This is a genomic window from Endozoicomonas sp. NE40 (assembly GCF_040549045.1).
GTDB classification, from domain to species: Bacteria; Pseudomonadota; Gammaproteobacteria; order Pseudomonadales; family Endozoicomonadaceae; genus Endozoicomonas_A; species Endozoicomonas_A lisbonensis.
In genome coordinates this window covers 4,556,595-4,581,445 of sequence record NZ_JBEWTB010000002.1, presented here as the reverse complement: position 1 = coordinate 4,581,445, position 24,851 = coordinate 4,556,595, and the positions used below count along the sequence as shown (strand labels likewise).

At 50.9% G+C, this 24,851-nt stretch carries 18 protein-coding genes; 1 reads left to right on the top strand and 17 read right to left on the bottom strand.

Annotated elements, in window-relative coordinates; all coding sequences use genetic code 11:
• Positions 1 to 8 precede the first annotated feature (8 nt).
• From ispF to dnaE, 10 genes are all read right to left on the bottom strand, one after another.
• Complete coding sequence (gene ispF, locus V5J35_RS21695) at positions 9 to 491, bottom strand: 2-C-methyl-D-erythritol 2,4-cyclodiphosphate synthase (protein ID WP_354009131.1); 483 nt, start codon at positions 489 to 491, stop codon at positions 9 to 11.
• A complete protein-coding gene (ispD, locus tag V5J35_RS21690) occupies positions 491 to 1,225 on the bottom strand; it encodes a 2-C-methyl-D-erythritol 4-phosphate cytidylyltransferase (RefSeq protein ID WP_354009130.1) in 735 nt (244 codons plus the stop codon). Before ispD ends, ispF begins: the two co-directional genes overlap by 1 nt.
• Positions 1,226 to 1,294: 69 nt before the next feature.
• Positions 1,295 to 1,567, bottom strand: a complete 273-nt coding sequence (locus V5J35_RS21685) for a septum formation initiator family protein (RefSeq protein WP_354009129.1) — start codon at positions 1,565 to 1,567, stop codon at positions 1,295 to 1,297.
• 169 nt (positions 1,568 to 1,736) lie between these two features.
• Positions 1,737 to 3,029, bottom strand: coding sequence for a phosphopyruvate hydratase (gene eno / locus V5J35_RS21680; RefSeq protein WP_354009128.1), 1,293 nt, complete (start codon positions 3,027 to 3,029; stop codon positions 1,737 to 1,739).
• Between the two features lie 407 nt (positions 3,030 to 3,436).
• On the bottom strand, positions 3,437 to 4,288 hold the full coding sequence (gene kdsA, locus V5J35_RS21675; RefSeq protein ID WP_354009127.1) for a 3-deoxy-8-phosphooctulonate synthase: 852 nt from the start codon (positions 4,286 to 4,288) through the stop codon (positions 3,437 to 3,439).
• A gap of 105 nt (positions 4,289 to 4,393) precedes the next feature.
• The gene (locus V5J35_RS21670; RefSeq protein WP_354009126.1) at positions 4,394 to 6,019 is read right to left on the bottom strand and encodes a CTP synthase; all 1,626 of its coding nucleotides are present in this window, start codon (positions 6,017 to 6,019) and stop codon (positions 4,394 to 4,396) included.
• A 130-nt stretch (positions 6,020 to 6,149) separates the two neighbouring features.
• On the bottom strand, positions 6,150 to 7,595 hold the full coding sequence (tilS, locus tag V5J35_RS21665; RefSeq protein ID WP_354009125.1) for a tRNA lysidine(34) synthetase TilS: 1,446 nt from the start codon (positions 7,593 to 7,595) through the stop codon (positions 6,150 to 6,152).
• Positions 7,595 to 8,545: an acetyl-CoA carboxylase carboxyl transferase subunit alpha gene (accA, locus tag V5J35_RS21660; RefSeq protein WP_354009124.1), complete on the bottom strand. Its 951-nt coding sequence runs from the start codon at positions 8,543 to 8,545 to the stop codon at positions 7,595 to 7,597. Before accA ends, tilS begins: the two co-directional genes overlap by 1 nt.
• A gap of 199 nt (positions 8,546 to 8,744) precedes the next feature.
• The gene (locus V5J35_RS21655) at positions 8,745 to 9,815 is read right to left on the bottom strand and encodes a protein kinase domain-containing protein (RefSeq protein ID WP_354009123.1); all 1,071 of its coding nucleotides are present in this window, start codon (positions 9,813 to 9,815) and stop codon (positions 8,745 to 8,747) included.
• A gap of 386 nt (positions 9,816 to 10,201) precedes the next feature.
• Positions 10,202 to 13,711, bottom strand: a complete 3,510-nt coding sequence (gene dnaE / locus V5J35_RS21650; RefSeq protein WP_354009122.1) for a DNA polymerase III subunit alpha — start codon at positions 13,709 to 13,711, stop codon at positions 10,202 to 10,204.
• Positions 13,712 to 13,984: 273 nt separating this feature from the next.
• Between dnaE and V5J35_RS21645 the strand changes: the two genes are divergently transcribed.
• Positions 13,985 to 17,179 carry an ATP-binding protein gene (locus V5J35_RS21645; protein WP_354009121.1) on the top strand — a complete coding sequence of 1,065 codons (3,195 nt, stop codon included), beginning with the start codon at positions 13,985 to 13,987 and terminating at the stop codon, positions 17,177 to 17,179.
• Positions 17,180 to 17,217: 38 nt separating this feature from the next.
• On the opposite strand, the gene rnhB is transcribed toward V5J35_RS21645, so the two are convergent.
• From rnhB to bamA, 7 genes are all read right to left on the bottom strand, one after another.
• Positions 17,218 to 17,889, bottom strand: coding sequence for a ribonuclease HII (gene rnhB, locus V5J35_RS21640; RefSeq protein WP_354009120.1), 672 nt, complete (start codon positions 17,887 to 17,889; stop codon positions 17,218 to 17,220).
• A 50-nt stretch (positions 17,890 to 17,939) separates the two neighbouring features.
• Positions 17,940 to 19,034 (bottom strand): lipid-A-disaccharide synthase, encoded by a 1,095-nt coding sequence (gene lpxB, locus V5J35_RS21635; protein ID WP_354016495.1) that lies wholly within the window; start codon positions 19,032 to 19,034, stop codon positions 17,940 to 17,942.
• A 28-nt stretch (positions 19,035 to 19,062) separates the two neighbouring features.
• Entirely contained in the window at positions 19,063 to 19,851 is a 789-nt protein-coding gene (lpxA, locus tag V5J35_RS21630) for an acyl-ACP--UDP-N-acetylglucosamine O-acyltransferase (RefSeq protein WP_354011335.1), read from the bottom strand.
• A 56-nt stretch (positions 19,852 to 19,907) separates the two neighbouring features.
• Positions 19,908 to 20,348 (bottom strand): 3-hydroxyacyl-ACP dehydratase FabZ, encoded by a 441-nt coding sequence (gene fabZ / locus V5J35_RS21625; RefSeq protein ID WP_262598457.1) that lies wholly within the window; start codon positions 20,346 to 20,348, stop codon positions 19,908 to 19,910.
• A gap of 227 nt (positions 20,349 to 20,575) precedes the next feature.
• Positions 20,576 to 21,595, bottom strand: a complete 1,020-nt coding sequence (gene lpxD, locus V5J35_RS21620) for a UDP-3-O-(3-hydroxymyristoyl)glucosamine N-acyltransferase (RefSeq protein ID WP_354009118.1) — start codon at positions 21,593 to 21,595, stop codon at positions 20,576 to 20,578.
• Positions 21,596 to 21,599: 4 nt separating this feature from the next.
• Complete coding sequence (locus tag V5J35_RS21615; protein ID WP_354009117.1) at positions 21,600 to 22,109, bottom strand: OmpH/Skp family outer membrane protein; 510 nt, start codon at positions 22,107 to 22,109, stop codon at positions 21,600 to 21,602.
• A 329-nt stretch (positions 22,110 to 22,438) separates the two neighbouring features.
• Complete coding sequence (bamA, locus tag V5J35_RS21610; RefSeq protein WP_354009116.1) at positions 22,439 to 24,796, bottom strand: outer membrane protein assembly factor BamA; 2,358 nt, start codon at positions 24,794 to 24,796, stop codon at positions 22,439 to 22,441.
• Positions 24,797 to 24,851 lie beyond the last annotated feature (55 nt).

Here is a 24,851-nt window from a genome sequence, read left to right as displayed (position 1 = left end):
CCGCTGTGTTATTTTGGGCTGATCAGAACAACAGCATGGACAGCTATACCTTCTTTACGGCCGGTATAACCCAGTTTTTCGGTGGTGGTTGCCTTGACGTTGACACAGCTCCGCTCAACACCCATATCTTCAGCCAGGTGGCAACACATGGTTTCTATATGCGGAGCCATTTTTGGTGCCTGAGCCACGATGGTGGTATCCAGATTAACGACCGAAAACCCTTTCTCTGCCAGCAGGCTGACCACATGACGCAATAACTTACGACTGTCGATGCCTTTATAGCGAGGGTCGGTATCCGGAAAGTGCTGACCAATATCACCCAGGGCCGCCGCACCAAGAAGGGCGTCGGATACGGCATGCAACAGCACATCCCCATCAGAGTGGGCCAGCAAACGTTGGGGGCTGGAAATTTTGACACCGCCCAGGATTATATGATCACCGTCGCCTGGCCCGGCAAAACGGTGGACGTCAAAACCGTGTCCTATTCGCATCAGACTGTCTCTATCAGTTTCGCTTGTTGTTGCAGATATAATGAGGCCAGAGCCAGGTCTGAAGCTCTGGTGACTTTAATATTGTCGCCATGACCTTCAACCATACGCGGCTTATGACCGGCAAATTCCATGGCACTGGCTTCATCCGTAATGTTAACGCCGGCTTCCATGGCCTTACTCAGCCCATCAATCAGGGGTTTCAGGCGGAACATCTGGGGGGTCAGAGCATGCCAGAGATTCTCACGATCAACCGTTTCAGAGATAACGCCATCTTTGTTGGAACGCTTCATGGTATCCCTGACCGGCATTCCCAGCAAACCACCAATGGGGTCGTTTTCAAGGGATTTCACCAGCCAGTCCAGATCAGACTGGCGAATACACGGACGCGCAACATCGTGAACCAGTACCCAGTCCGTGTCTTCAGCCAGTTCATCCAGTACGGCCAGCCCGTTCACCACCGAGTGATAACGCTCTTTGCCCCCTTTTGCCAGAATGATACGGGGGTCACGCAGCAGAGCCACATCCGGATAATATTCGTCATCGGCCCCTAATACCACGACCAGCTTTTCCAGTAAGGGAAAGTCCAGCAACCGCTGCAGGGTATGTTCCATCAGGGTTTTGCCCTGGATTTCAAGATACTGTTTAGGCATATCCGCATTCATGCGGCGCCCTACGCCTGCTGCAGGCACAACAGCCCAGTACTTATCACGAAGAGTTTCACGAGAACGAGTCATTGCGGTACTCACTATTAATCCACCGGATAATCCGCCAGACGACTGATGGCTGCATGGCAGCACGGGAAGTTAATCATAGATAAGGTAGAAGGTTTCGTCCTTGCGAACCATACCCAGATCGAGCCGGGCCTGTTCTTCAACGATTTCCAGTCCATTCTGAAGCTCAACCACTTCTGTAGCCAGTGAACGATTACGCCGGTAAAGGCGCTCATTTTCATTCTGCTGGCGCTCAATCTGTTCACGGGTATAAAGCAGCTCACTGATGCTGCCTTCGCCAAACCAGAGTTGGGATTGCAAAAAAATAAATGTGATGGTTAGAACCGAAATGGCCAGCCTGTGCATGTGAAATTCCCTGATATGCAGCCTGTCAGTCTAACAAACCACCAGGGCATGATAAAAGCCGGTATTGCAGGGAAAACTTAAATTGAAAAAAACAAAATAAAAAGGGAGGCGATATGCCTCCCTTTTTATGGGGTTAACCCGGAATCACAAGGTGATTCAAGCCGCCAGATTATGCACGCTTGAATTCAGCCAGGCCGCGGTAAGGCGCCTTTTCACCCAGAGCTTCTTCGATACGCAGCAGCTGGTTGTACTTGGATACACGGTCAGAACGGCACAGGGAACCGGTCTTGATCTGGCCAGCCGCAGTACCTACCGCCAGGTCAGCGATGGTAGCGTCTTCAGTTTCACCGGAACGGTGAGAGATTACGGCAGTGTAACCAGCGTCCTTAGCCATCTTGATCGCTTCCAGAGTCTCGGTCAGGGAACCGATCTGGTTGAACTTGATCAGGATGGAGTTAGCGATACCCTTGTCGATACCTTCTTTCAGGATCTTGGTGTTGGTTACGAACAGGTCGTCACCAACGATCTGGATCTTGTCACCCAGGATGTCAGTCTGGTACTTGAAGCCGTCCCAGTCAGACTCGTCCAGACCATCTTCGATAGAGATGATTGGGTACTCTTCACACAGCTTGGCCAGGTAGTCAGAGAATTCGTTGGAGGAGAAGATCTTGCCTTCGCCCTTCATGTTGTACTGACCGTCAACGTAGAATTCGGAAGCTGCACAGTCCATAGCCAGAGTGATGTCGGAACCCAGCTTGTAGCCAGCCGCTTCAACCGCTTCCTTGATGACTGCCAGAGCGTCAGCGTTGGAAGCCAGGTTTGGAGCGAAACCACCTTCGTCACCTACCGCAGTGTTCAGGCCTTTAGCAGACAGTACCTTCTTCAGAGCGTGGAATACTTCAGCACCCATGCGCAGACCTTCGGAGAAAGTCTTGGCAGAAACAGGCTGAATCATGAATTCCTGGATATCTACGTTGTTGTCAGCGTGCTCACCACCGTTCAGGATGTTCATCATAGGAACAGGCATGGTGAACTGACCGGAAGTACCGTTCAGGTCAGCAATGTGCTGGTACAGAGGGATGTTCTTGGAAGTCGCAGCCGCTTTTGCAGCAGCCAGGGAAACCGCCAGGATAGCGTTCGCGCCCAGTACTTCTTTGTTGTCAGTACCGTCCAGCTCGATCATCGCCAGGTCCAGACCTTTCTGGTCCAGAGCATCGCGACCCAGCAGGGCTTCACGGATTGGGCCGTTTACGTTGGCAACCGCCTTCAGAACGCCCTTGCCCAGATAGCGGGACTTGTCGCCGTCACGCAGTTCCAGAGCTTCACGGGAGCCAGTGGATGCACCGGAAGGAGCAGCTGCACGACCCATAGCACCGGATTCCAGGATAACGTCAACTTCAACAGTTGGGTTACCGCGGGAGTCCATGATCTCGCGACCTTTGATTTCAACAATCTTAGACATGGTATTTTCTCTCAGCATCTTCTCATTAAAGAGAAACGTAAGGGGGAACTTAATAAAGCCGGGAATACTATCGGATTTCCTGACCGGAAGTACCGAACCAGCGATGGATATTTCGCCACATCGTGCAAACCATTGACGCAAGTCAAAAGCGCAGTTGCGTGGCCGCAAGCCCGTAATCAGGCTGCATCACCCATTTGACGACGCAACTATACCAACTCTCAGGCGGTTATCAACTATTGCAAAAACGGACACTCAGACACCTGAAGATACACGCTAAAACACAGTAAATATCACAAAGATAGAAGAAATTTCTGAGAAAAACAGAAAACAGGGGCTTGGGGGACTGCAGAGCCAGTCACCGTGTTGGGAGTCGCTGCGCTCGTCCCAACCTACGACTTAAACGACTATTAGTGGGTATCCAGCTCGGGGAAAGCCTTCACCGTATCATCAATCGCCTTGATCTGGGTCAGAAAACCTTCCAGCTGAGACAGACGCAGTGCGGAAGGTCCGTCACAACGGGCATTATCCGGATCAGGATGCGCTTCAATAAACAGACCCGCCAGACGTGTTGCCATACCCGCCAGAGACAGCTCGGTCACCTGATGACGACGACCGCCAGACGCAGCCCCCATAGGGTCACGGCACTGCAGCGCATGAGTGGCATCAAAAATCACCGGCAAACCTTTGCTGACTTCTTTCATGGTTCGGAAGCCCAGCATATCGACTACCAGGTTGTCGTAGCCATAGCAGGTGCCACGTTCACACAGAATCACGTTTTCATTACCCGCTTCAGCGAACTTCTCGGCAATATTGCCCATCTGTCCCGGACTCATAAACTGGGGCTTCTTGACGTTGATCACCGCTCCGGTTTCCGCCATCGCCACCACCAGATCAGTCTGGCGCGCCAGGAAAGCAGGCAGCTGAATCACATCGACCACATCTGCCACCGGCTGGCACTGCTCTTCTGTATGCACGTCGGTAATAATGGGCATACCAAAGGTCTCTTTCAGCTCCTGAAAGATTTTCAGACCTTCTTCCATACCCGGCCCACGATAGGAGTGGACAGAAGAGCGGTTTGCCTTGTCAAAAGACGCCTTGAAGATATAGGGAATACCCAGCTTTTCCGTCACCTTCACGTAATGCTCGGCTATGGTCATGGCCAGGTCACGGGACTCCAGCACATTCATACCACCAAACAGAACAAAGGGCTTGTCGTTAGCCACCTGCAGGTCACCAACATTTATAGTCTTCTGTTGCATATACAATCCTTTACTACAAACCTTTCTACAAAAAAGAATGCCGCCGTCTGAAATCAGAGTCGGCGGCATTCTATAGCACCAGCGATTTACACCACAAGGGTCAGATCACTGATCCTGATGCTTCAGCGCAGCGTCGATGAAGGCAGTAAACAGGCCATGACCGTAGCGCGGCGTGGAAGTGAATTCCGGATGGAACTGACAGGCAACAAACCACGGATGATTTGGCGCTTCAACCATTTCAACCAGCGTATTATCAATAGAACGACCAGCAATCACCAGACCAGCCTTTTCCAGCTGCTCTACGTAATGGTTGTTCACTTCATAACGGTGGCGATGACGCTCGGTGATCTGATCCGCACCATAAGCAGTATGGGCGTGAGTACCTGCGGTCAGGTTACATTCCTGTGCACCCAGACGCATGGTGCCGCCCAGGTCAGACTGCTCGTTACGGGTCTCAACCTGACCTTCAGCGTCCAGCCACTCGGTGATCAGACCCACCACAGGATGTTCAGCCTTGCTGTCAAACTCGGTACTGTTCGCACCCTTCAGACCTGCCACGTTGCGGGCGTATTCAATCACTGCCACCTGCATACCCAGACAGATACCCAGAAACGGAATATTGTTTTCACGGGCATGACGAACCGCTTCGATCTTACCTTCAACACCACGATGACCAAAGCCACCCGGTACCAGAATAGCACTGACGCCTTCCAGACGGCTCAGACCTTCCTGCTCCAGCACTTCGGAATCGATGTAGCGGATATTCACCTTGGTGCGGGTTTTCAGACCGGCATGGCGAACCGCTTCAATCAGGGACTTGTAAGCGTCCAGCAGTTCCATGTATTTGCCGACCATGGCAATGGTGACTTCATGCTCATGGTTGAGGTCACGATCCACTACATCCTGCCACTCGGACAGGTCAGCAGCCGGGCAGTCCAGACGGAACTGGTCAACCACGATCTGATCCAGACTCTGTTCATGCAGCATTTCCGGAATGCGGTAGATGGTCTCAGCATCTTCCAGAGAGATAACCGCACGCTCTTCCACGTTGGTAAACAGGGAGATCTTGCGACGGGCAGATGCTTCAATAAACTGTTCGCTGCGGCAGACCAGAATATCCGGCTGCAGGCCGATAGAACGCAGCTCTTTTACCGAGTGCTGCGTCGGCTTGGTCTTGGTTTCACCAGCGGTCTTTATGTAAGGCACCAGGGTCAGGTGCATCAGCATCGCGCGCTGGGAACCCAGTTCAACCTTCAGCTGGCGAATCGCTTCCAGGAACGGCTGGGACTCGATATCACCCACGGTACCACCGACCTCTACCATGGCGATATCAGCATCACCGGCACCCTGTACGACACGGCGCTTGATCTCATCGGTAATGTGCGGGATCACCTGAACGGTTCCACCCAGATAGTCACCACGACGCTCCTTACGCAGAACGTCCTGATAGATACGACCCGTGGTAAAGTTGTTACCCTGTTTCATGGTGGTACGAACAAAGCGCTCGTAGTGACCCAGATCCAGGTCAGTTTCAGCGCCATCTTCAGTAACGAATACTTCACCGTGCTGGAACGGGCTCATCGTGCCGGGATCGACGTTGATGTAAGGATCCAGCTTGAGCATCGTCACCTTCAGGCCTCGTGCCTCAAGGATGGCGGCCAGGGATGCGGAGGCAATGCCTTTACCCAATGAGGAAACAACACCACCTGTGACGAAAATATAACGCGTCATTAGTTTATGCAGACTCTTAAAAAAGCGGGAAAAAAAGAATACTCAAGATGGGAGATCAGGATACCAAAAGTGTCGCAATACGTAAAACAGGAACGTCTGTTTTTCGCTCAAAATGCGGTCATTACTGACTCTAATACGGATCAAATCGCCAGTCAGCCCTTACCTTTATGCCAATACTGTCTAACGACCCTCCCGCCTCATCCGGCCTTTTTTTCCCCGATTTTTCTTCCAACAGGTCGCACACCCAGAGTCCTGCAGCACACAACATCTGTCCGTTGTAAAAAAGAAACGGCACCCGGTCACGCAGCCAGGGCGGAACCCTATACTCCTGTAGCCAGCGCTTAACAGACTTACTGCCCTGCCGTCCTGCGACCCGAACTTTTTCAGAGCCGGGCAGATTGTGACGAAAACAGACCGACACCTTTTTTAACTGTCTGGCACTGTCTTTGTCCAGAGTCAGCCAGCCAGAGGCAGGTACATGCAGTTCTGACCGGGATTCACAGTTCCAGCCAATGACTTTATCCGAAAAAGGCTCCAGTACCGGCACCAGCACCAACAGGCCATCAAAGCGGCGAACCTCATAGTCACCCAGCTGCAAAACAGGTTCTGCATCTTCCCGGCTGTGAATAACCTCAGCGAACAGAGTGTTCAGCACCGACCGGTCCGGCATCAACAGGCCTTTCTGTTTCAGCCAGTAACGTACCACCCGGAATGCCATTGACTCCGAAAGCTTTAGCAATGATTCAATGTTAACGACCTGTCCGGCATTCCAGTAATCCGGAGCCACTGTCAGCACCGAATCAGCCGCTTCTTCCACAGCCTGTTGCTGCCATTGCTGATTCTCCAGCACTTCACCGGACAGTAAAGCCAGACGCTCTGACACGCCCGGCCAGCGTTGCTCAATTTGCGGAATCAGGTTCTGCCGCAGATAGTTGCGGGCAAATCGCTGATCAGTGTTTGATTCATCTTCGACAGGCTGGAGTTGATGATCCTTCGCATAAGCTTCAATAGACGCCCTGGACACGGATAACAGCGGCCTGACCACATGCCCTCTCTTCCCCAGAGGTCGCCGCGCAGGAATCCCTGTCAGCCCATCCAGTCCGGAACCACGAAACAGCCTGAACAGCAGCGTCTCCGCCTGATCATCCTGATGATGCCCCTGCAACAGACAGCCCTGTTCGGGCAGCAGTTGCTCAAACACCTGATAGCGCATGGAGCGGGCAGCCTGTTCGATGCCATCACCCAACGCCTCATTTACATCGACTCGCCGGACATCCAGCGGAACCTGCCATTGCCGGCAAAGGTTCTGGCAGTACTCTGCCCAGCTGTCCGCATTAACACTCAGCCCATGGTGAACATGAATGGCTGATAAAGAAGAGATCAGACCGGCATGGCGCAACTGCACCAGAGCATGGAGCAGGACGGTTGAATCCACACCACCACTCAGTGCCACAACGAAAGGGAGCGATGAAGGAAATTCGGTGAACTGTTGAAGTGCAGAACAGACGCTTTCAACCAATGGCGAAAGTGTCTGTTCCGAAGACGATTCAGAGGGCGATTCAGAAGACAAGGACATCAAACAGAACCGTAGTCCCTGATGCGCTTGTAACGCTGATCCAGCAGGGTGTCGATATCCAGCTTGCACAGGCGATCCAGTTCGGCACCCAGCACCTCGCCCAGACTGGCGGCTGCAACATCCTGACTGCGATGAGCGCCACCCAGCGGCTCAGGCACCAGATGATCCACCAGACCCAGCTCTTTCAGGCGCTCTGCGGTTACGCCCATGGCTTCAGCGGCCACAGAGGCATATTCTGCCTTTTTCCAGAGAATCGAGGCACAACCTTCAGGCGAGATAACGGAATAGGTGGAATACCCCAACATCACCAGCGAGTCGCAGACACCAATAGCCAGCGCCCCACCGGAACCGCCTTCTCCGATCACTGTCGAGATAACCGGCACCTTCAGACGGGACATCACCGCCAGATTGTAGGCAATGGCCTCACTCTGACCACGTTCTTCCGCACCAATGCCCGGATAGGCGCCCGGCGTATCAATAAAGGTCAGGATCGGCATATTAAACCGCTCTGCCATTTCCATCAGGCGGCAGGCTTTGCGATAGCCTTCCGGTTTAGGCATACCGAAATTACGGCGAACCTTTTCTTCAATTTCCCTGCCCTTCTGATGACCAATCACCATCACCGGCCGGCCGTTAAAACGAGCCATTCCACCGACAATGGACGGATCATCAGCAAAGTGCCGGTCACCGTGCAGCTCATCAAACTCGGTAAACAGGTGCTTAACATAATCCAGCGTATAAGGGCGACGAGGGTGACGTGCCAGCTGGGCTACCTGCCAGGGGGACAGGTCAGAAAAAATCTGCCGGGTCAGAGTGTTACACTTCTCCTGCAGATTGCTGATTTCTTCAGTAATATTCAGCTCCGCATCACTGCTGACCAGGCGCAGCTCTTCGATTTTCGCTTCCAGTTCAGCGATCGGCTGTTCAAATTCCAGATAATTCGGGTTCATGAAATCCACTTATTGCAGGCTGTCATGGCAACAGGCGTTTATCGCCAATACCAACTACTGCAAAAAATACGTAAACAACACTGAAAAGTCGAGTTAAAAAGCGTAATTCTTCGTAAGCTCAGGCTTTGCACTCTGGAGAGACAGGTGGCAGAGCAGGCCGATGGTCGAGCTATTCAATATGCCAGACTACCTGAAAATGTCAGACTTCAGTAGACTTTGCTCCTTCCCTGTTATCATTGCCCTGCAAGCTGCCCAACCGCTTTTCAACGTCTTCAGCAGAAGGCCTTTCAGCAGGATTTTCCCTGAGAAGCTCAAGCACAATATTCATAAATTTCGGGTGTATACCTTTCTGTATCAATTCAGGCTTCAGATGATTCAGAATAATTCTTTTTTTCTGTGAGTCATTTTTCCTGACAAAGTGCGTAGCATATTCTGAGTTACCTCCCCCACACTCATAATTCTTAAAGTCGTCAATGAAAGGTCTGTAATAATTTATATACTTCCCTGTCATACAATAAAGCAAAACACAACCCAACTCCCAGCTATCCAGAGCTTTTGCATCATAGTTAACACCATCAGGCTTATTGACACGATTGGGATTATAGCCATCAACTGCAAGAAGTTGAGTGGTGCCAATATAAGAATCAGCCTTTCCAACTGTTTTTATCATGCTTCCCATATCAATCAGCTTTAGCCCATTTTCCGGATGATAGATAATATTCCGGGGGCTGACATCACGATGAGTGAAGCCGTGTTTATGCATATGGGCAAGCGCTCCTGCTAACTTCCGGGCAATATCGATCAGGTGATCGTGGTGGATTCGATAGTTCTTTATGATTTTATCCAGAGTCTCTCCAACGACAAATTCTGAAACAACGGCTGCTATGTAAAGAGACTTCATAGCACCTGCAGGTAACTGATCAGGGTGATAGATCATGCCACAATGATTCGGATTTGACTTTGAGGCAACCAGAACAGCATAGGTTTTCATTAAATTTGGATTATCTGGCAACCAAAGAGCAGCCACATCGTATTTATTGGGATTGGCTTGCAAATACCTGTGGTCTTTATTTGTTTTTGAATTAATCTTTACTGCCTGAAGCTTATCACCGGCCCTCTCAGCTTTATAGACCTCACTCCAGGCTCCATAGCCCAGCCATTGCCCGATACCCAAACCTGATAAAGATTTCAATGCAGCCTGAGGGCTTGAGTGGTTACTCAAAATCAATGGTTCAGGCGGTTTTTCTGCAATGCCTTCAGTGTCAGCCACTTCTAATCCAGCCATCCGGCTGGCCAAAACTTCAGACGATCTATTCTCTATGGTTGAACCAATGACAGTAGACCCGGCCGCCCCATCAACCAGACCAGCAACATTCGGTTCATGAATATGCACCGTTTTTCCAGCTACAGAAGCTCCACTTCTGACACCTGCCTGTTTAAATTCTTTTACCAGAAACCCTGTCTTTGGCGACGTTCCCTGTATTGATGATTCCATTAATAAACTCCAGCAAAAACACGACTTTATATCGTCTGCTTAGAGCCAGAAAATAAACGAAGAGTTCATAACAATAGAGTTAGTTCTGCTATCAAAATATCAGCTGAAGAAACGTTCTCCCCCTGAAGTCCTGATACAACGTCAGGGGGAGAAAATTCAACCTACCGATATTCGATTTTTGCTGCGCCTTTACCCAGCCACTGCCGAAGACTGAGAACCAGGTCGTCACTTGGGCTGACATTCCATTTTTCACCCAGAATCATGCTGGCAGACGCGTCATCACGACTATAGTCGATCTGCACTGGCAAACGCCCCGGATGCTGCTGCAACAAACCGGAAAGACGCTGATTAAAACCACGATCCATCTGTTCAGCGTCCAGTTGCAAAACAATCTGACGCGCGTAATGGCTGCGGGCATCCACAATATTCAGTATTTTTCTGGTTCTCACTTTCAGACTGCCGGAATAGTCATCGTGGGTGACCTCGCCTTCGACGACTATCACAGCATCCATCTTGAGCAAATCATGAAACTGCTCAAAGACGTCGGCAAAAATAGACACCTCTATTCGACCGGTACGATCATCCAGGGTGATAAAGCACATTTTGTCACCACGCTTGTTCTTCATAACCCGCATAGCCACGACCAGTCCGGCAATATTCTGGGTATCCCCACGGGCTGGCTGCAGGTCTTTTATCCGGTTACGGATAAAGTGCTTTATTTCCTGCTCGTATTCATCAATCGGGTGACCGGTCAGGTACAGCCCAAGGGTATCCTTTTCACCACTCAGGCGAAACTTGTCAGTCCACTCTGACACCGACTGATAACTGTCGTACACATTCTCTTCACCAGCTGGCACCAATGCACCAAACAGATCGCTGTGACCGGAATCAAAACTCTTTGCTGCCTGATCAGCTGCCTTAATTGCCTCAGCCTGACTGGCTTCCAGTACGGCCCGGTTAAAATTCAGCGTTTTTTTCGCCCCGGGCCTTGGCCCCATCAGGTCCAGGGCGCCAGAACGAATCAGCGCCTCCAGCACACGCTTGTTGATACGCTTGGCATCAGCACGCTCACAGAAATCGAACAGGTCTTTGAAGTCACCGCCTTCCTGCCGTGCTTCAACAATGGCTTCAATCGGGCCTTCACCAACCCCCTTGATCGCACCCAGCCCATAGACAATATGCCCGTCGTCGTTAACGCCAAACATGTATTCGCCACTGTTTACGTTCGGCGGCAGAACGGTCAACCCTATATCCCGACACTCTTCAATAAAGGTCACGACCTTGTCGGTGTTTTGCATATCTGAACTCATCACCGCCGCCATAAACTCCGCAGGGTAATGGGCCTTCAGCCAAAGAGTCTGATAGGACACCAGCGCATAAGCCGCCGAGTGGGATTTGTTAAAACCATAACCGGCGAACTTCTCCACCAGGTCGAAGATTTTCATGGCCAGCTCGCCATCAATACCCTGCTCTATCGCCCCTTTCTCAAATATGGAACGCTGCTTGGCCATCTCTTCCGGCTTTTTCTTACCCATCGCCCGGCGCAGCATGTCTGCACCACCAAGGGTATAGCCTGCCAGTACCTGAGCGATCTGCATTACCTGCTCCTGATACAGAATAATGCCGTAGGTGGGCTGCAGAATTGGCTTCAACCATTCGTGCTGGTACTGGGCATCCGGGAACGACAACTCTTCACGCCCGTGCTTGCGGTTAATAAAGTTATCTACCATGCCCGACTGCAAAGGCCCGGGACGGAACAGTGCCACCAGTGCGATAATGTCTTCGAAACAGTCAGGCAGAAGTCGTTTAATCAGGTCCTTCATACCACGGGATTCGAGCTGGAATACTGCGGTAGTTTCAGCGCGCTTGAGCATATCGTAGGAAGTCTTGTCTTCCAGGTCGATCTGCATAATATCCAGCGGCTCTTCACCCCTTTGCTGACGACGGGGGTTAATCATTTTCAGCGCCCAGTCGATGATGGTCAGGGTTCGCAGACCCAGGAAGTCGAACTTGACCAGACCCGCTGATTCCACATCATTCTTGTCGAACTGGGTCACTACACCCTGACCGTGTTCGTCACAATACAGGGGGGCAAAGTCGGTCAGTTTGGTCGGCGCAATCACCACACCACCGGCGTGCTTACCTACGTTCCGGGTAACACCCTCCAGCTTCAGCGCCATCTCCCAGATTTCCCGGGCCTGCTCATCCCCTTCCAGAAAGTCACGTAACATGCCTTCCTGCTCATAGGCCTTGTTCAGGGTCATGCCGACTTCAAAGGGAATCAGCTTGGACAGTTTATCAGCCAGGCCAAAGGACTTGCCCTGAACCCTCGCTACATCACGCACTACCGCTTTGGCAGCCATGGTACCAAAGGTAATGATCTGGGAAACCGCATTACGCCCGTAGGTCTGGGCAACGTAATCAATCACCTTGTCCCGTCCGTCCATGCAGAAATCGACGTCAAAGTCAGGCATGGAAACACGTTCCGGGTTCAGAAACCGTTCGAACAGCAGGTCGTACTGAATCGGGTCCAGATCGGTAATCTGCTGGGCATAAGCCACCAGGGAACCAGCACCGGAACCCCGCCCGGGACCTACCGGAATGCCGTTATTCTTGGACCACTGGATAAAGTCCATTACGATCAGGAAATAGCCGGGGAAACCCATCTGCAGAATGATATCCAACTCGAAATCGAGACGATCCCGATAAATCTTTTCTTTTTCAGCGTACTCAGGATCGTCCGGCTTCAAAATAAACCGCAGGCGTTCAGTCAGACCATCGTGGGAAAACTTGCGGAAATACTCATCCATGGTCATGCCTTCCGGTACCGGAAATTCCGGCAGGAAGTATTCCCCCAGATGCACATAGACCGAACAGCGCCGGGCAATCTCAACGGTATTCTCAATGGCCTCAGGAATGTCCGAGAACAGCTCAAGCATCTCGTCTTCCGATTTGAGATACTGCTCCTCACTGTAGCGCTTTATACGACGTGGATCGTCCAGCGTCATACTCTCGCCAATACACACTCTGGACTCGTGGGCTTCAAACTCTTCACGGGTCAGGAACATGACATCATTGGTCGCGACTACCGGGCAGCCCAGTTTTTCTGCCAGCGCCACTGAACCGTGTACACACTCCTCGTCGCCGGTTCGATTGGTTCGGTGCAGCTCCAGATAATATCGATCCGGAAACACTTCCATCCACTCACGGGCCAGCTGTTCCGCCAGAGGCAGATTACCGTTAATAATCGCCTGCCCTACATCGCCGTCTTTAGCACCAGACAGGGCAATCAAACCCTCAGACTTCTCCCTGATCCACTCACGTTTAACGATGGCTCTGCCATGCACCTGGTTCTCAAGGAAGGATTGGGAGATCAGCTCGGTCAAGTTTCGATAACCTTTTTCATTCATGGACAGCAGTACCACCCGAACCGGTTCCAGCTCCGGGTCACTGTGGGCAATCCACAGGTCTGCACCACTGACGGGCTTGAGACCCGCTCCCTGAGCACCACTGTAAAACTTCACCAGCGAGCACAGATTCGACTGATCCGTAACCGCTATAGCAGGAAAGCCTGCCTCCGAAGCCGCCTTGATCAAAGGCTTGACCCGGACCAATCCATCACTCAGGGAAAATTCGGTATGTAATCTCAGGTGTATAAAACGTGCGGACATGGGGGTAGGAAACCAGAAACCGTAAAACACCAGTTTAACAGCTCTGCCGGACTGTTCTCCAGCCCTGACATTGAGCAACCAGGCAGAACATGAGGCCCGAATAATAATCCGTTAACCTGATGTCGCCAGAGAGCTTCATTGTGAAGCCTGTAGTCAGGAAAACAGCCACTTGTTTTTCCAGCAGGAAGTCGCCTGTAAACAGAACTTGTCATAACCCTGTATTGGTCTAACCTGACCAATCTTACAAACGATATAACAATAGTAAGACCTGAAATGGCATTTCGAAGCCCTCAAGCCTTTTTCCGCAGGCTTGTCAACATCCTGTTGCTTCTCCAGGTCAACTATGTTCTGGCAGGTCTGACTACGGATTTTTCTATTCCTCCCGGACTGGCTGACCCGGCAGCCGACCTCTACAGACTGTCGCAAAAAGATCCTCTGGTTCCCGGGCCAGACACGCCGCCAGCGCCTTCCCCTTATAGCTGCGCCAGTAAGCACTGGGTAATTATCTCTGACCCTCTGGCCCCGGACACAGATAACATCGCCATTCAACTTCCCTCTCAGTACAAAGGTTATGGTACCACTGATGAAACCGGCCCTTTCTATCCTCTGACCAGAGGGCTGAACAAGATCAGCACTCAGGACGGTCCGGTTTATATCCAACTTCTGTCCATTCCAAAACCATTATCGGTTGATAACGGGGATGGCGACCCGGAGCTGCCGGACTTCAGTGAAAAAGTAACTGAGAGCAACCCGTACCCTGATCGTTTACCTGCACACAACCAGACGGGCAACGGCACCCGACGAAACAACTGCCAGCCCGAACTGTTAAGAAACGGACAGAGATATACGCCCTATATCGCAGAAGCTGACCTCGCTCCTTTCCTGAATGACCGTCTCTGGCTCTTCCCCGGCCCTGATGGCCAGCCTTACCTTCACGTGGACGATGACCGCGCCGGACCGCCTTCCAAAGCTCTGGTCATCATCAAAGGTTACTGCCCGGCACTGTTCGTCACCGATGAGGATGGCAGCAGTCTGACACTCCTGTGTGATGACTTCCCTAAGGCTCCGGGAACGGTGCAGGAAGTACACGATAATCATCGATCCATTATCTTCAGCTACAATGCCGCCGGCGTATTGATGGTTACCATCCGCACTCCAGATGGCCAGACGGAAACCATGACAGCGGAAGAGTATCGGAATCGAAAGTCCATCTGGTTTGAGGGGCTGATAGAAAAGATGACCACAGGGGGAATAGACCATACACGCCAACCCGAAAGCGCATTAAACCCCGTACTGCCAGTCAGAATCAGATTATACCAACCTGAAACAGAGCGCTCCGAAACAACAGCGGACACTAAAGAATTAACCGATGGCGACACACCCTCAACCAACGCCCCCTCTCCCCCTTCTTCCGGGACTCCACCAGCGCCGCATATACAACAGCAACTGCCAGCCTCAGAAGCAATTGCCGAAAATAACGATACTGGTCATAGCAGCGCCTCTTTGAACACGAACCAGAACAATATCCCGGAAAAAGTCAGACCCCGTGCTGCCCAGCCACCACCAGACCATCTGAAGGTGCTCATTAAAGGAACAGGAACAAAAAAAGACAAGGAATCTTATTTACAGGAAATTTCCATATGCCTGTCTGCATTATTAAATAGTGATGGAGGAACACTAACGGTGCGCGGCCCTGCTATCAAGGGAGAAGGCCGCAACGACTGGGCGCGGATTATTGAGCAAAAAGTAATGTGTTCTTTCGGGCAGTACATCTACTATAACTTCATCAAAAAAAATAATGAAGAAAATGCACTTTGTTATACGATTTATGCCTCACCCGAACCCTGCAATGTTTCGCCTAACTGCTGCATAATGACAGACGAGCAGGTCAACGTATTATCTGACGAAAAACTGTTTAAACAGATATTAAGACGCCCAACCGCCAAACCAATCAAATGCCAAACTTCAGATCTTGTTTTTATTCAGGGGGAAAAACCTCCTCTTCCCGGCAATGAACAAGCTGTCTTTAAACATCTTAAGAGCGAGGAATCCAAAAGGACAACCCTTGCTGACAGAATCACGGGCAAGAGCAATAAACTCACGCACTACGTATCGGGTATGGCAAACGGAGATGGAGGGGCTATTTATTACGGAGTAGATAACAACGGTAATGTGCAGGGCGAACGGATCACCTCAGAAGGTTTTGACAATATCAGAAATAAAGTAGCCAAAGCTGTAGCCAGACTCTTTCACTCTGGCAACATAATAGAAAGAGGTACCCACTGGAATATAGAGTTCAGGGAAGTTCTTCATGAGCAGGGCGGCAGCCCTGTCCCTGACACTTACGTCATTGTCCTTACAGTCGCCGCGCTAAATGGCTGTGTATTTCTCGAGAGTCCGGGACCAGAAGCCTACTGGATACAAAATGGTCGTATTGAGAGAATGCCCTGGGCTAACTGGCTGAGCAAGTTCATGCCCGCAGACCCGGGAGCCAGATCTCGCCTGAACACCCATATCACAATGAAAAAGTACTGGCACCCCCTGGAAGAAATATACGCTGACTTCAGGGACGGCATTGATACAGAGGCCATTCGACAGCGCATGGAATCACAGGCTGCGAAAACGAATAATCAGGCGGCTCAACAGCTTCTTGAAGGGCTTAAAATTATCCGAACCTCTGCTAAAGGCCTCCATCGGAAAGCACACCAACTGCTGCAGGAATATGAGCGTGATGAAAATCATCCTGATATCCCCAGACAGTACACCATCTGGCTTCGCTCCATTTTAGGGCATGAGTCCGGAACCATCTCGTTAGCGGACAACTACAACCGCCTATGCCACGGGCTTTTGACCACGAGAGCGGACGATGGCGTAATGCAAGCTTTGCTGAATTTACAGGCTGGCTTAGTGGCCATGGAGCAAGCAAGTGAAATCGCTGTCGCAGACAGGAGCATTGAGTTATCTGTTCAGGCGGTTAGCAATTTTGAGAACGCTTTGAAATATGCCCGACTCGTCAGTCTGGAATGCCTGAACCTAGGTACCCACTTGACGCAGGAGGCCATAATAAACAAAGCAATCGCCATACTCTGGACAGGCCGCTCCTGGTTACAGCGAGACAGCACCCAACACCCGGAGCAGGAAGAAATCCTTATACGGCAGTTTGAAGATGGAAAAGCCCTTATAAGCCAGGTTGAACAGCCCCTGATCGAAAATGGCATCCTGAATATCCAGTATCATCTTGCACTGTCTCTTCTTAGCATTCGGAAATGGCAGATCAACAAAGAGAAAGACCCGAAATTTCTGCGCAACGCTTATAAAAGCACAGAAAGATGCATTCAACTGATTTCAACCGGCTCACTCGCTGGCACCGTTTATAAAGGCCTCGCCCTTAGACTCAGAAGCCTGACAGTTCAGTTACTCCTGAAAGATGCCTTCAGCAAAATCCGAAGGCACCCAGACAAGTCTTAACCGGGAGTGAATACTCAGAACCAGATTATGGGCATGACCTACACCGGGGTTCTGGTTTTCTCGATCGCTTCCCTGACAGGCTTAAATGAACGACGATGTATAGGCGTTGCCCCCAGCTTTTTCAGTGCTTCCATATGCACTTTAGTGGGATAGCCTTTATGCCCGCCAATACCATAACCGGGGTACTGCCTTTCCATCTCCGCCATTTCACGATCCCTTGCCACCTTGGCAAGAATGGAAGCGGCACCAATTTCCGGCACTTTTCCATCACCCTTGATGACCGCTTCTGCACGACAGGGAAGAGACGGACAACGGTTGCCATCAATCAACGCCAGATCAGGCTTTACGCTTAAGCCAGCAACAGCCCTCTGCATGGCCAGCATAGTGGCATGAAGGATATTGAGTTCATCAATTTCTTCCACATCCGCCCTGGCGATACACCAGGCCAGCGCCTTTTCCCTGATTTCATCAAACAGGGCATCGCGCTTTTTCTCTGACAGCTTCTTGGAATCGTTCAGCCCTTCAATGGGTCTGGCAGGATCAAGGATGACCGCTGCCGTAACAACAGGGCCACATAAAGGCCCACGCCCCACTTCATCAACACCGCAAACAAGCTGTCCCGCAACTTTAGATTGTTCAAACAAAGGTTGTGCAAACAGATCCAGTTCAGCCTGATGATTTTCACTGCCTGACTTTCTATTACCTGACATCGTATTTCCCAATCACAGATTGAATGGCCTGCCAGGCCAGAACGCTGGCATCACGTTTCAGGGTTCGGTGAATGTCGGCAAAAATTACCGGTCACTTCCTGACGCCAGTTTTCATCCTGCAAGGCTTTCAGCATGGCATTCGTAAGATTTTCGACGGTCGCATCATCCTGCAACAGCTCAGGCACCATTGGCCTGTCACTTAACAGGTTAGGCAATCCCACATACTTCACTTTTACCAACCGGCTTAAAATTGCAAAGCTCAGTTTTGCCATACGATAACTGATCACCATGGGGCGCTTGTGCAGGGCGGCTTCCAGTGAAGCCGTACCCGAAGCAATCAGAATCGCGTCTGACGCCGCCATCACCTCTGAGGCACGGCCATCGGTTAGCACAATATCAAGATCGGGGTAACCTTCCAGAAGTGGCAACAACTGCTGCTTTCGACGTTCGTTCGCTGCAGGAACCAGAAATCGAATGGATGGAATCTGTTGGTGAACCTGACGGGCAGTATCCAGAAATAACTCAGCCAGACGAGCCACTTCCGCTTTACGACTACCCGGCAAAATAGCCATTACCGGCCCATCGCCAGCAATATTCAATGATTGACGGGCCTGAGTCTGATCAGGCTCCATCGCGACCTGATCGGCCAGCGGATGTCCAACAAAAGTGACTGGTACATCATGCCCCTGATAATACTCCGCCTCAAATGGCAGCAGACAGAGCATGTGATCCACTGAACGGCGTATCTTTTTCAGCCGCCCTTCACGCCAGGCCCAGACTTGCGGACTGACGTAATGCACCGTGGGAATGCCGTTACTTTTCAGATGACGCTCAAGCGCCAGGTTGAAATCAGGTGCGTCAATACCAATAAAGACATCCGGACGATCCTGCAGAAAGGTTTCCCGCAAGCGTTTGCGGATACCCAGCAATTCACGCAAACGCCCGAGCACTTCAACCAGCCCCATGACCGAGAGCCGTTCCATGGGAAACAGGCTTTCAAAACCTTCGGCTATCATCTTGGGACCGCCGATACCGTAGCAACGTGCGTCCGGGTGATGACGTTTAATCTCGCGAACCAGGGCCGCGCCCAGAAGGTCGCCCGATGCTTCACCCGCCACCATGGCAAAAGTCAGAGGTTTTGACATTCTCTATCCCTTTCTAACTGCACAGTGATTATCGGGTGATGCCACGGGTAGAGGCTTTCAGTGAATCAATCAGAAGCTGCACTTCATTGCAGGCAGGCATGGATTCCAGCCGGTCAAGGGCTTCGGCGGTTCGCAGTCCCTGACGGTAAATAATCTTGTAGCTGCTACGCAACGTGCGAATCAGCTCGGGGCTATAGCCACGGCGGCGCATACCTTCAAAGTTCATCCCGTGAGGTTTGGCCGGGTTGCCACTGACCATAACAAAGGCAGGAACATCTTTAAAAATCGCAGCCTGCGCAGCACTCATACTGTAGGCACCAATATGACAGAACTGATGAACCGTCGTAAAACCGCCCAGAATAACACCATCACCGACTTTTACATGACCCGCCAGTGTCGCATTATTGGCCATGATAATGTTATCGCCCAGCATACAGTCATGGGCAATATGAACATAAGCCATCAGCAGGTTATTACTGCCAATGCGAGTCAGGCTATGATCCTGAATCGTACCGCGATGAATGGTACAGCCTTCACGAATAACATTATTGTCACCGATTTCCAGACGCGTCGGCTCACCGGCAAACTTCTTGTCCTGACAGTCCTCACCAACACTGGAAAACTGAAAAATCTGGTTATTACGGCCAATCTGTGTAGGCCCCTTGATAACAACATTGGAGTGGACAATGGTTCCTTCACCAATTTCTACACCGGGTCCAATCAGGGTCCAGGGTCCAATTTTTACGCCTGGACCAATTCGGGCAGTCGGATCAACAATAGCCGCAGGGTGAATAACGGCCGTAGGGTGTACTGCCAGCTGATCATCGGCAGTAGCACAACTGGAAAGGTCGCTGGAATGGGAATCAGCCAAGACTAAAGTTCCTTTCTTGCACAGGTTACATCAGCAGAGCAGACTATCTTACCATCAACCGAGGCGGCACAGGAAAATTTCCAGATTTCACGCTTCATCGCTATAAATTCAGCTCTCAGTCTGACCTGGTCACCGGGGACCACTGGCTGGCGAAAGCGCACTTTATCGGCACCGGCGAAATAATAAATCTTGTGGTCATCGACATCTTTAGCTCTCATCTGGTGACCGAGTATGCCGGCAGCCTGGGCCATTGACTCGATCAGCAACACTCCGGGCATAATCGGATGTTCCGGAAAGTGGCCGTTAAACTGCGGTTCATTGACTGAAATGTTCTTGATACACTCAATCACATTTTTTTCAAGATCTACGTCCAGTACCCGATCGACCAGCAGAAAGGGGTAGCGATGGGGTAAAATTTTCCTGATTTCCTCGATCGAGATCATGTAATGTCGACTCAACTGTTAAATTGAAAAAGATCACACAGCAAAGCGCGCACACAGCAAATAACCAAACAGTCATTTACTTACACAAAAAGGCTGGAAATTCCAGCCTCTCTGTAAAAAATCACGGTTAATCCGGGTCATTAAACCGTAGCTAGTAGCCTGTCGGACTTAAGGCTGTCCTACTGCGGTTGCAATCCTCGCTACGGACGCTTAGGTCCGACAAGCTCCTAACGTTTTTCAAGCAGCCTGATTCGTCTGGCTATATCGTCCAGCTTGCGAAACCTGACCGCGTTGCGCCGCCACTCTCCCGCTTCCATCAGTCCCGTACCCGAAGCGTAAGCACCGGATTTCGACACCGACTTGGTCACCATGGCCATACCGCCAAGGTGTACATTATCCGCAATGGTTATATGACCAGCCAGACCAGCAGCACCCGCTATGGTACAGTTTTTACCAATGACAGTACTGCCAGAGATGCCAACATTGGCCGCAATCGCTGTATTTTCGCCAATCACCACATTGTGGGCTATCTGGATCAGGTTATCCAATCTGGCACCGTTTTTGATCACAGTGTCTCCCAGAGCCCCTCTGTCAATGCAGGTGCATGAGCCGATCTCGACATCATCACCAATGACCACACCGCCTATCTGAGCAATTTTATGCCATTGACCATCGGCATGAGCATTACCAAAACCGTCCGCCCCGATCACCGCATTGGCATGAATAATGGTTCGCTGTCCAACAAACACGCCATGACAAACGGTAACATTGCGACAGATGTGAGCGTCTTTGCTGATAACGGAGTCGTGGCCGATCACAGCCCCGGCATCGATACGAACACCGGCTTCAATCACCGCACAGGCTTCAATCACCACATTTTCGCCAATAGCCGCCGTTTCATGCACCTGCGCATCGGGACTGACCACTGCGGATTCAGCAATACCGGCAGGCTGGCCTTTATCGGTTTCAAACAGGTGCGACGCCTGCGCATAACCAAGATACGGATTATCCAGAACCAGAGCATTGCCGGCGTATGTTTCTGCCGACGCCGGTGACAGGATGACGGCCGCAGCCCGGCAGGTTTCCAGATAGCGGGAATATGCTGGATTAGCCAGAAATGCCAGCTCGGACTCACCGGCTTCCTGCAGCGTGTTCAGACCTGTAACCACTTTGCCGGCATCACCCTTCAAACTGGCTCCAAGTCTGTCTGCCAGTTCAGCCAGGGTGTAGAAATAAGACTGCTTCATCGAATTACTTCATCTTGTTCAGGCGTTCAATGACCTGACGGGTAATGTCGTAATCGGACTTAACATAACGAACAGCACCACGCTCGATAACCATGTCGTATTTCTGTTCTTTGGAGACTTCTTCGATAGCCTTCTCCAGCTTCGGACGCAGCTGGCCCAGCTCCTGCTGGTCTGCCTGGTTCTTGTCCATGCGCAGCTGACGATCCTGCATCTGCAGATCTTCATATTTTCGGCGCATTTCTAGCTGTTTCGCTTCAACCTGGGTCTGGGACAGGGTCGGGGCGTTTCTCTCAAGGTCAGCTTCCATTTTCTGCAACTCTTCCTGCAGAGACTGAATCAGTTTGATACGAGGCGCAAACTTCTTTTCAGACTCTTTCGCGTAACGTTTGGAAGCATCAGACTCCAGCACCGCCATCTCTGAATCAATAACCGCAATTTTCATGTCCGCAGCTTCAACTGCAGGTACCAGCATGACCAGAGCCAGTAGTGCCAATCCAATCTGTTTCAAGCTCATTCTCCTGATAATTCCTGAGATAATATACGTGCTTATTGCCTGACTGATATTCAGACCCTGCCTGAGGCGACCAATACCCGGACGCCTGAAAACGGTTCAAAGCAGATTCCTCTCAGGCTTCGTGCATAAGCAGAATTAAGGCAAATGGTTATTATAATGAAAAGACGCTAGAACGCATCACTTTATCAACCAGATATTCGCAACTCATTGAAAAAATAATAAAAAACTGTCTCAGGACAAAATTTCTACACCCATTCCAAGAGCAGGATAATAGTTTAGAAACTAATCAGGGGCTATTAAAGCCCCTGAATTTATACAAACGACAGCGATTAGAACGGCGCACCAAGAGAGAACTGGAACACCTGAGTTTCGTCCTCACCCTCTGCGTTAAGCGCCTTGGCCAGACTGAAAGTCAGAGGTCCCAGCGGAGTAATCCAGGTCAGACCGAGACCAACACTGTAACGCAGCTGACTCAGGTCAGGACTGTAGCAGTCAACGATGTCATCGCCTCTAAAAGGCTCCACACCCGGGTTCGAGCTGCTTTTCTTGCCACTGCAACTGGTGTCGAAGACGTTACCAAAATCCAGGAACAAACTGGTTCGCATTGAGCGCTGGTCCGATACAAACGGCATCGGAAACAGGATTTCAGCCGTACCTTCAAAGATGACATCACCGCCAATGGAGTTATAACTGCTACCGTTATACTCCTTTGCCTTAGGTCCCAAGGTGTTATCCTTGTAGCCTCGGACAGAAGCGAAACCACCACCGTAGTAGTGTTCGAAGAATGGGATGTCATCCGTACTGCCGTAGCCACCAATGTAACCAATGCGACCTGCAAAGCGGGCAGTCAGGCTCTTGGTCAGTGGCTGGAAGTACTGCGCCCGGTAATTCAGCTTGTAGAATGTCACGTCCGAACCGGGGATCGTCACCTGGGCTGAAGCACTCTGGGAATAACCTCGGGTTGGCAGCAGGCCCCGGTTCAACTCGGATTCTGACCAGCCAATAGTACCCTGAACATTGGTAAACTGGTTACCCTCACTGGCGATATAGTCACGAATATACTGTGGTGTATCAGTGCCTGTTGAAATCTTGGTACCTTCCACACCTGCGCTGAAGTTGATCGACTGCGTCTCGGAAATCGGATAGCCAAAGCGTACATCCGTTCCCCAGGTGTCAGCAGCGTAACTGGAGATATCAGAGTCATCGTAATCATAGGTACGGTAATACAGGCCAAAGCCACGACTGACACCATCAACTGTGTAGTAAGGATCAGTAAAGCTGAAGTTATAGAGTTGACTCACGTCACTCTTGTTCAGACCCACCGACACGTTATTACCGGTACCCAGGAAGTTACTCTGGCTGACAGAACCACCCAACAGCAGACCGTCAGACTGAGAATAACCCACGCTGGCAGTAATGCTGCCGGAGGGCTGTTCTTCTACGGTATAGTTCACATCAATCTGATCACTGCTTCCCGGTACCGGTGGAGTTTCCACATCCACCTGACGGAAGAAGCCTAGACGCTCCAGTCGCACCTTGGATTGCTCAATATTCTCAGTATTGGCAGACCCGCCTTCCATCTGGCGCATTTCGCGGCGCAGCACTTCATCTTCCGTTTTGGTATTACCGGAGAAGTTGATACGGCGTACATAAGCACGGCGACCAGGGTCAACAAAGAACGTCAGGTCAACGGTCTTATTTTCATGATCCGGCGTTGGAATACCCGAAACATTGGCAAAGGTATAACCTTCGTTACCCAGTCGGCGACTTAGGATTTCTTCCGTAGTGGTAATCACACGACGGGAGAATGTCTGCTCAGGCTTCGCCAGTACCAGGTTACGTGCTTCTTCTTCACCAATGATCAGGTCGCCTGAAAGGTTCACTTCATTGATGGTGTATTTTTCACCTTCATCGATGTTAACGGTAATAAATACACTTTGTTTGTCCGGGCTGATAGAAACCTGTGTAGACCGGACATTGAAGTTGATATAGCCACGGTCCAGATAGTGCGAACGCAGTCGCTCCAGATCACCGGAGAGTTTTTCCCGGGAATACTTGTCACTGGAACCAAAGAAAGAGAACATGCCTGTCTCTTTCAGCTCAAACAGACCCTGCACTTCATCCTGAGGGAATACGGTGTTACCGACGACATTAATATGCCGAATGGTCGCGACCTTTCCTTCTTTAACGTTAATGGTCAGCTTCACCCGATTGCGTGGCAAAGCCTCAACATCGGCAGAAATACTGGCACCATAACGTCCCTGAGAAACATACTGTCGCTCCAGCTCCAGACGGATCGCTTCCAGCGTAGCCTGCTGAAAAATCTCGCCCTCTGACAACCCCGAGGAACGCAAACCATTCATCAGGTCATCGGTCTTGATCGCCTTATTACCTTCAATTTTGATCTCACTGATGGAAGGACGCTCGACCACAGAGACCACCAGGACATCACCATCACGCCCCATCTGGATATCGTTGAAATACCCGGTCCGGAACAACGACTTGGCTGCTTCGGCAATCTGCGGAGACAGTACATCGTCACCCACTTCGATAGGTAGTGAATTAAAAACCGTACCTGCTGATACCCTTTGCAGGCCATCGATTCGAATATCAGACACAACAAATGCGTTGGCGCCTGACGCGTAGGCCATCGAGCCAATCAGCAAAGACAACAATGATCGCTTCATGGAATCCGTTCTTTGTCCGTGTTCGTTTTTACCATAAAAGTCACTTTCCAGTTCG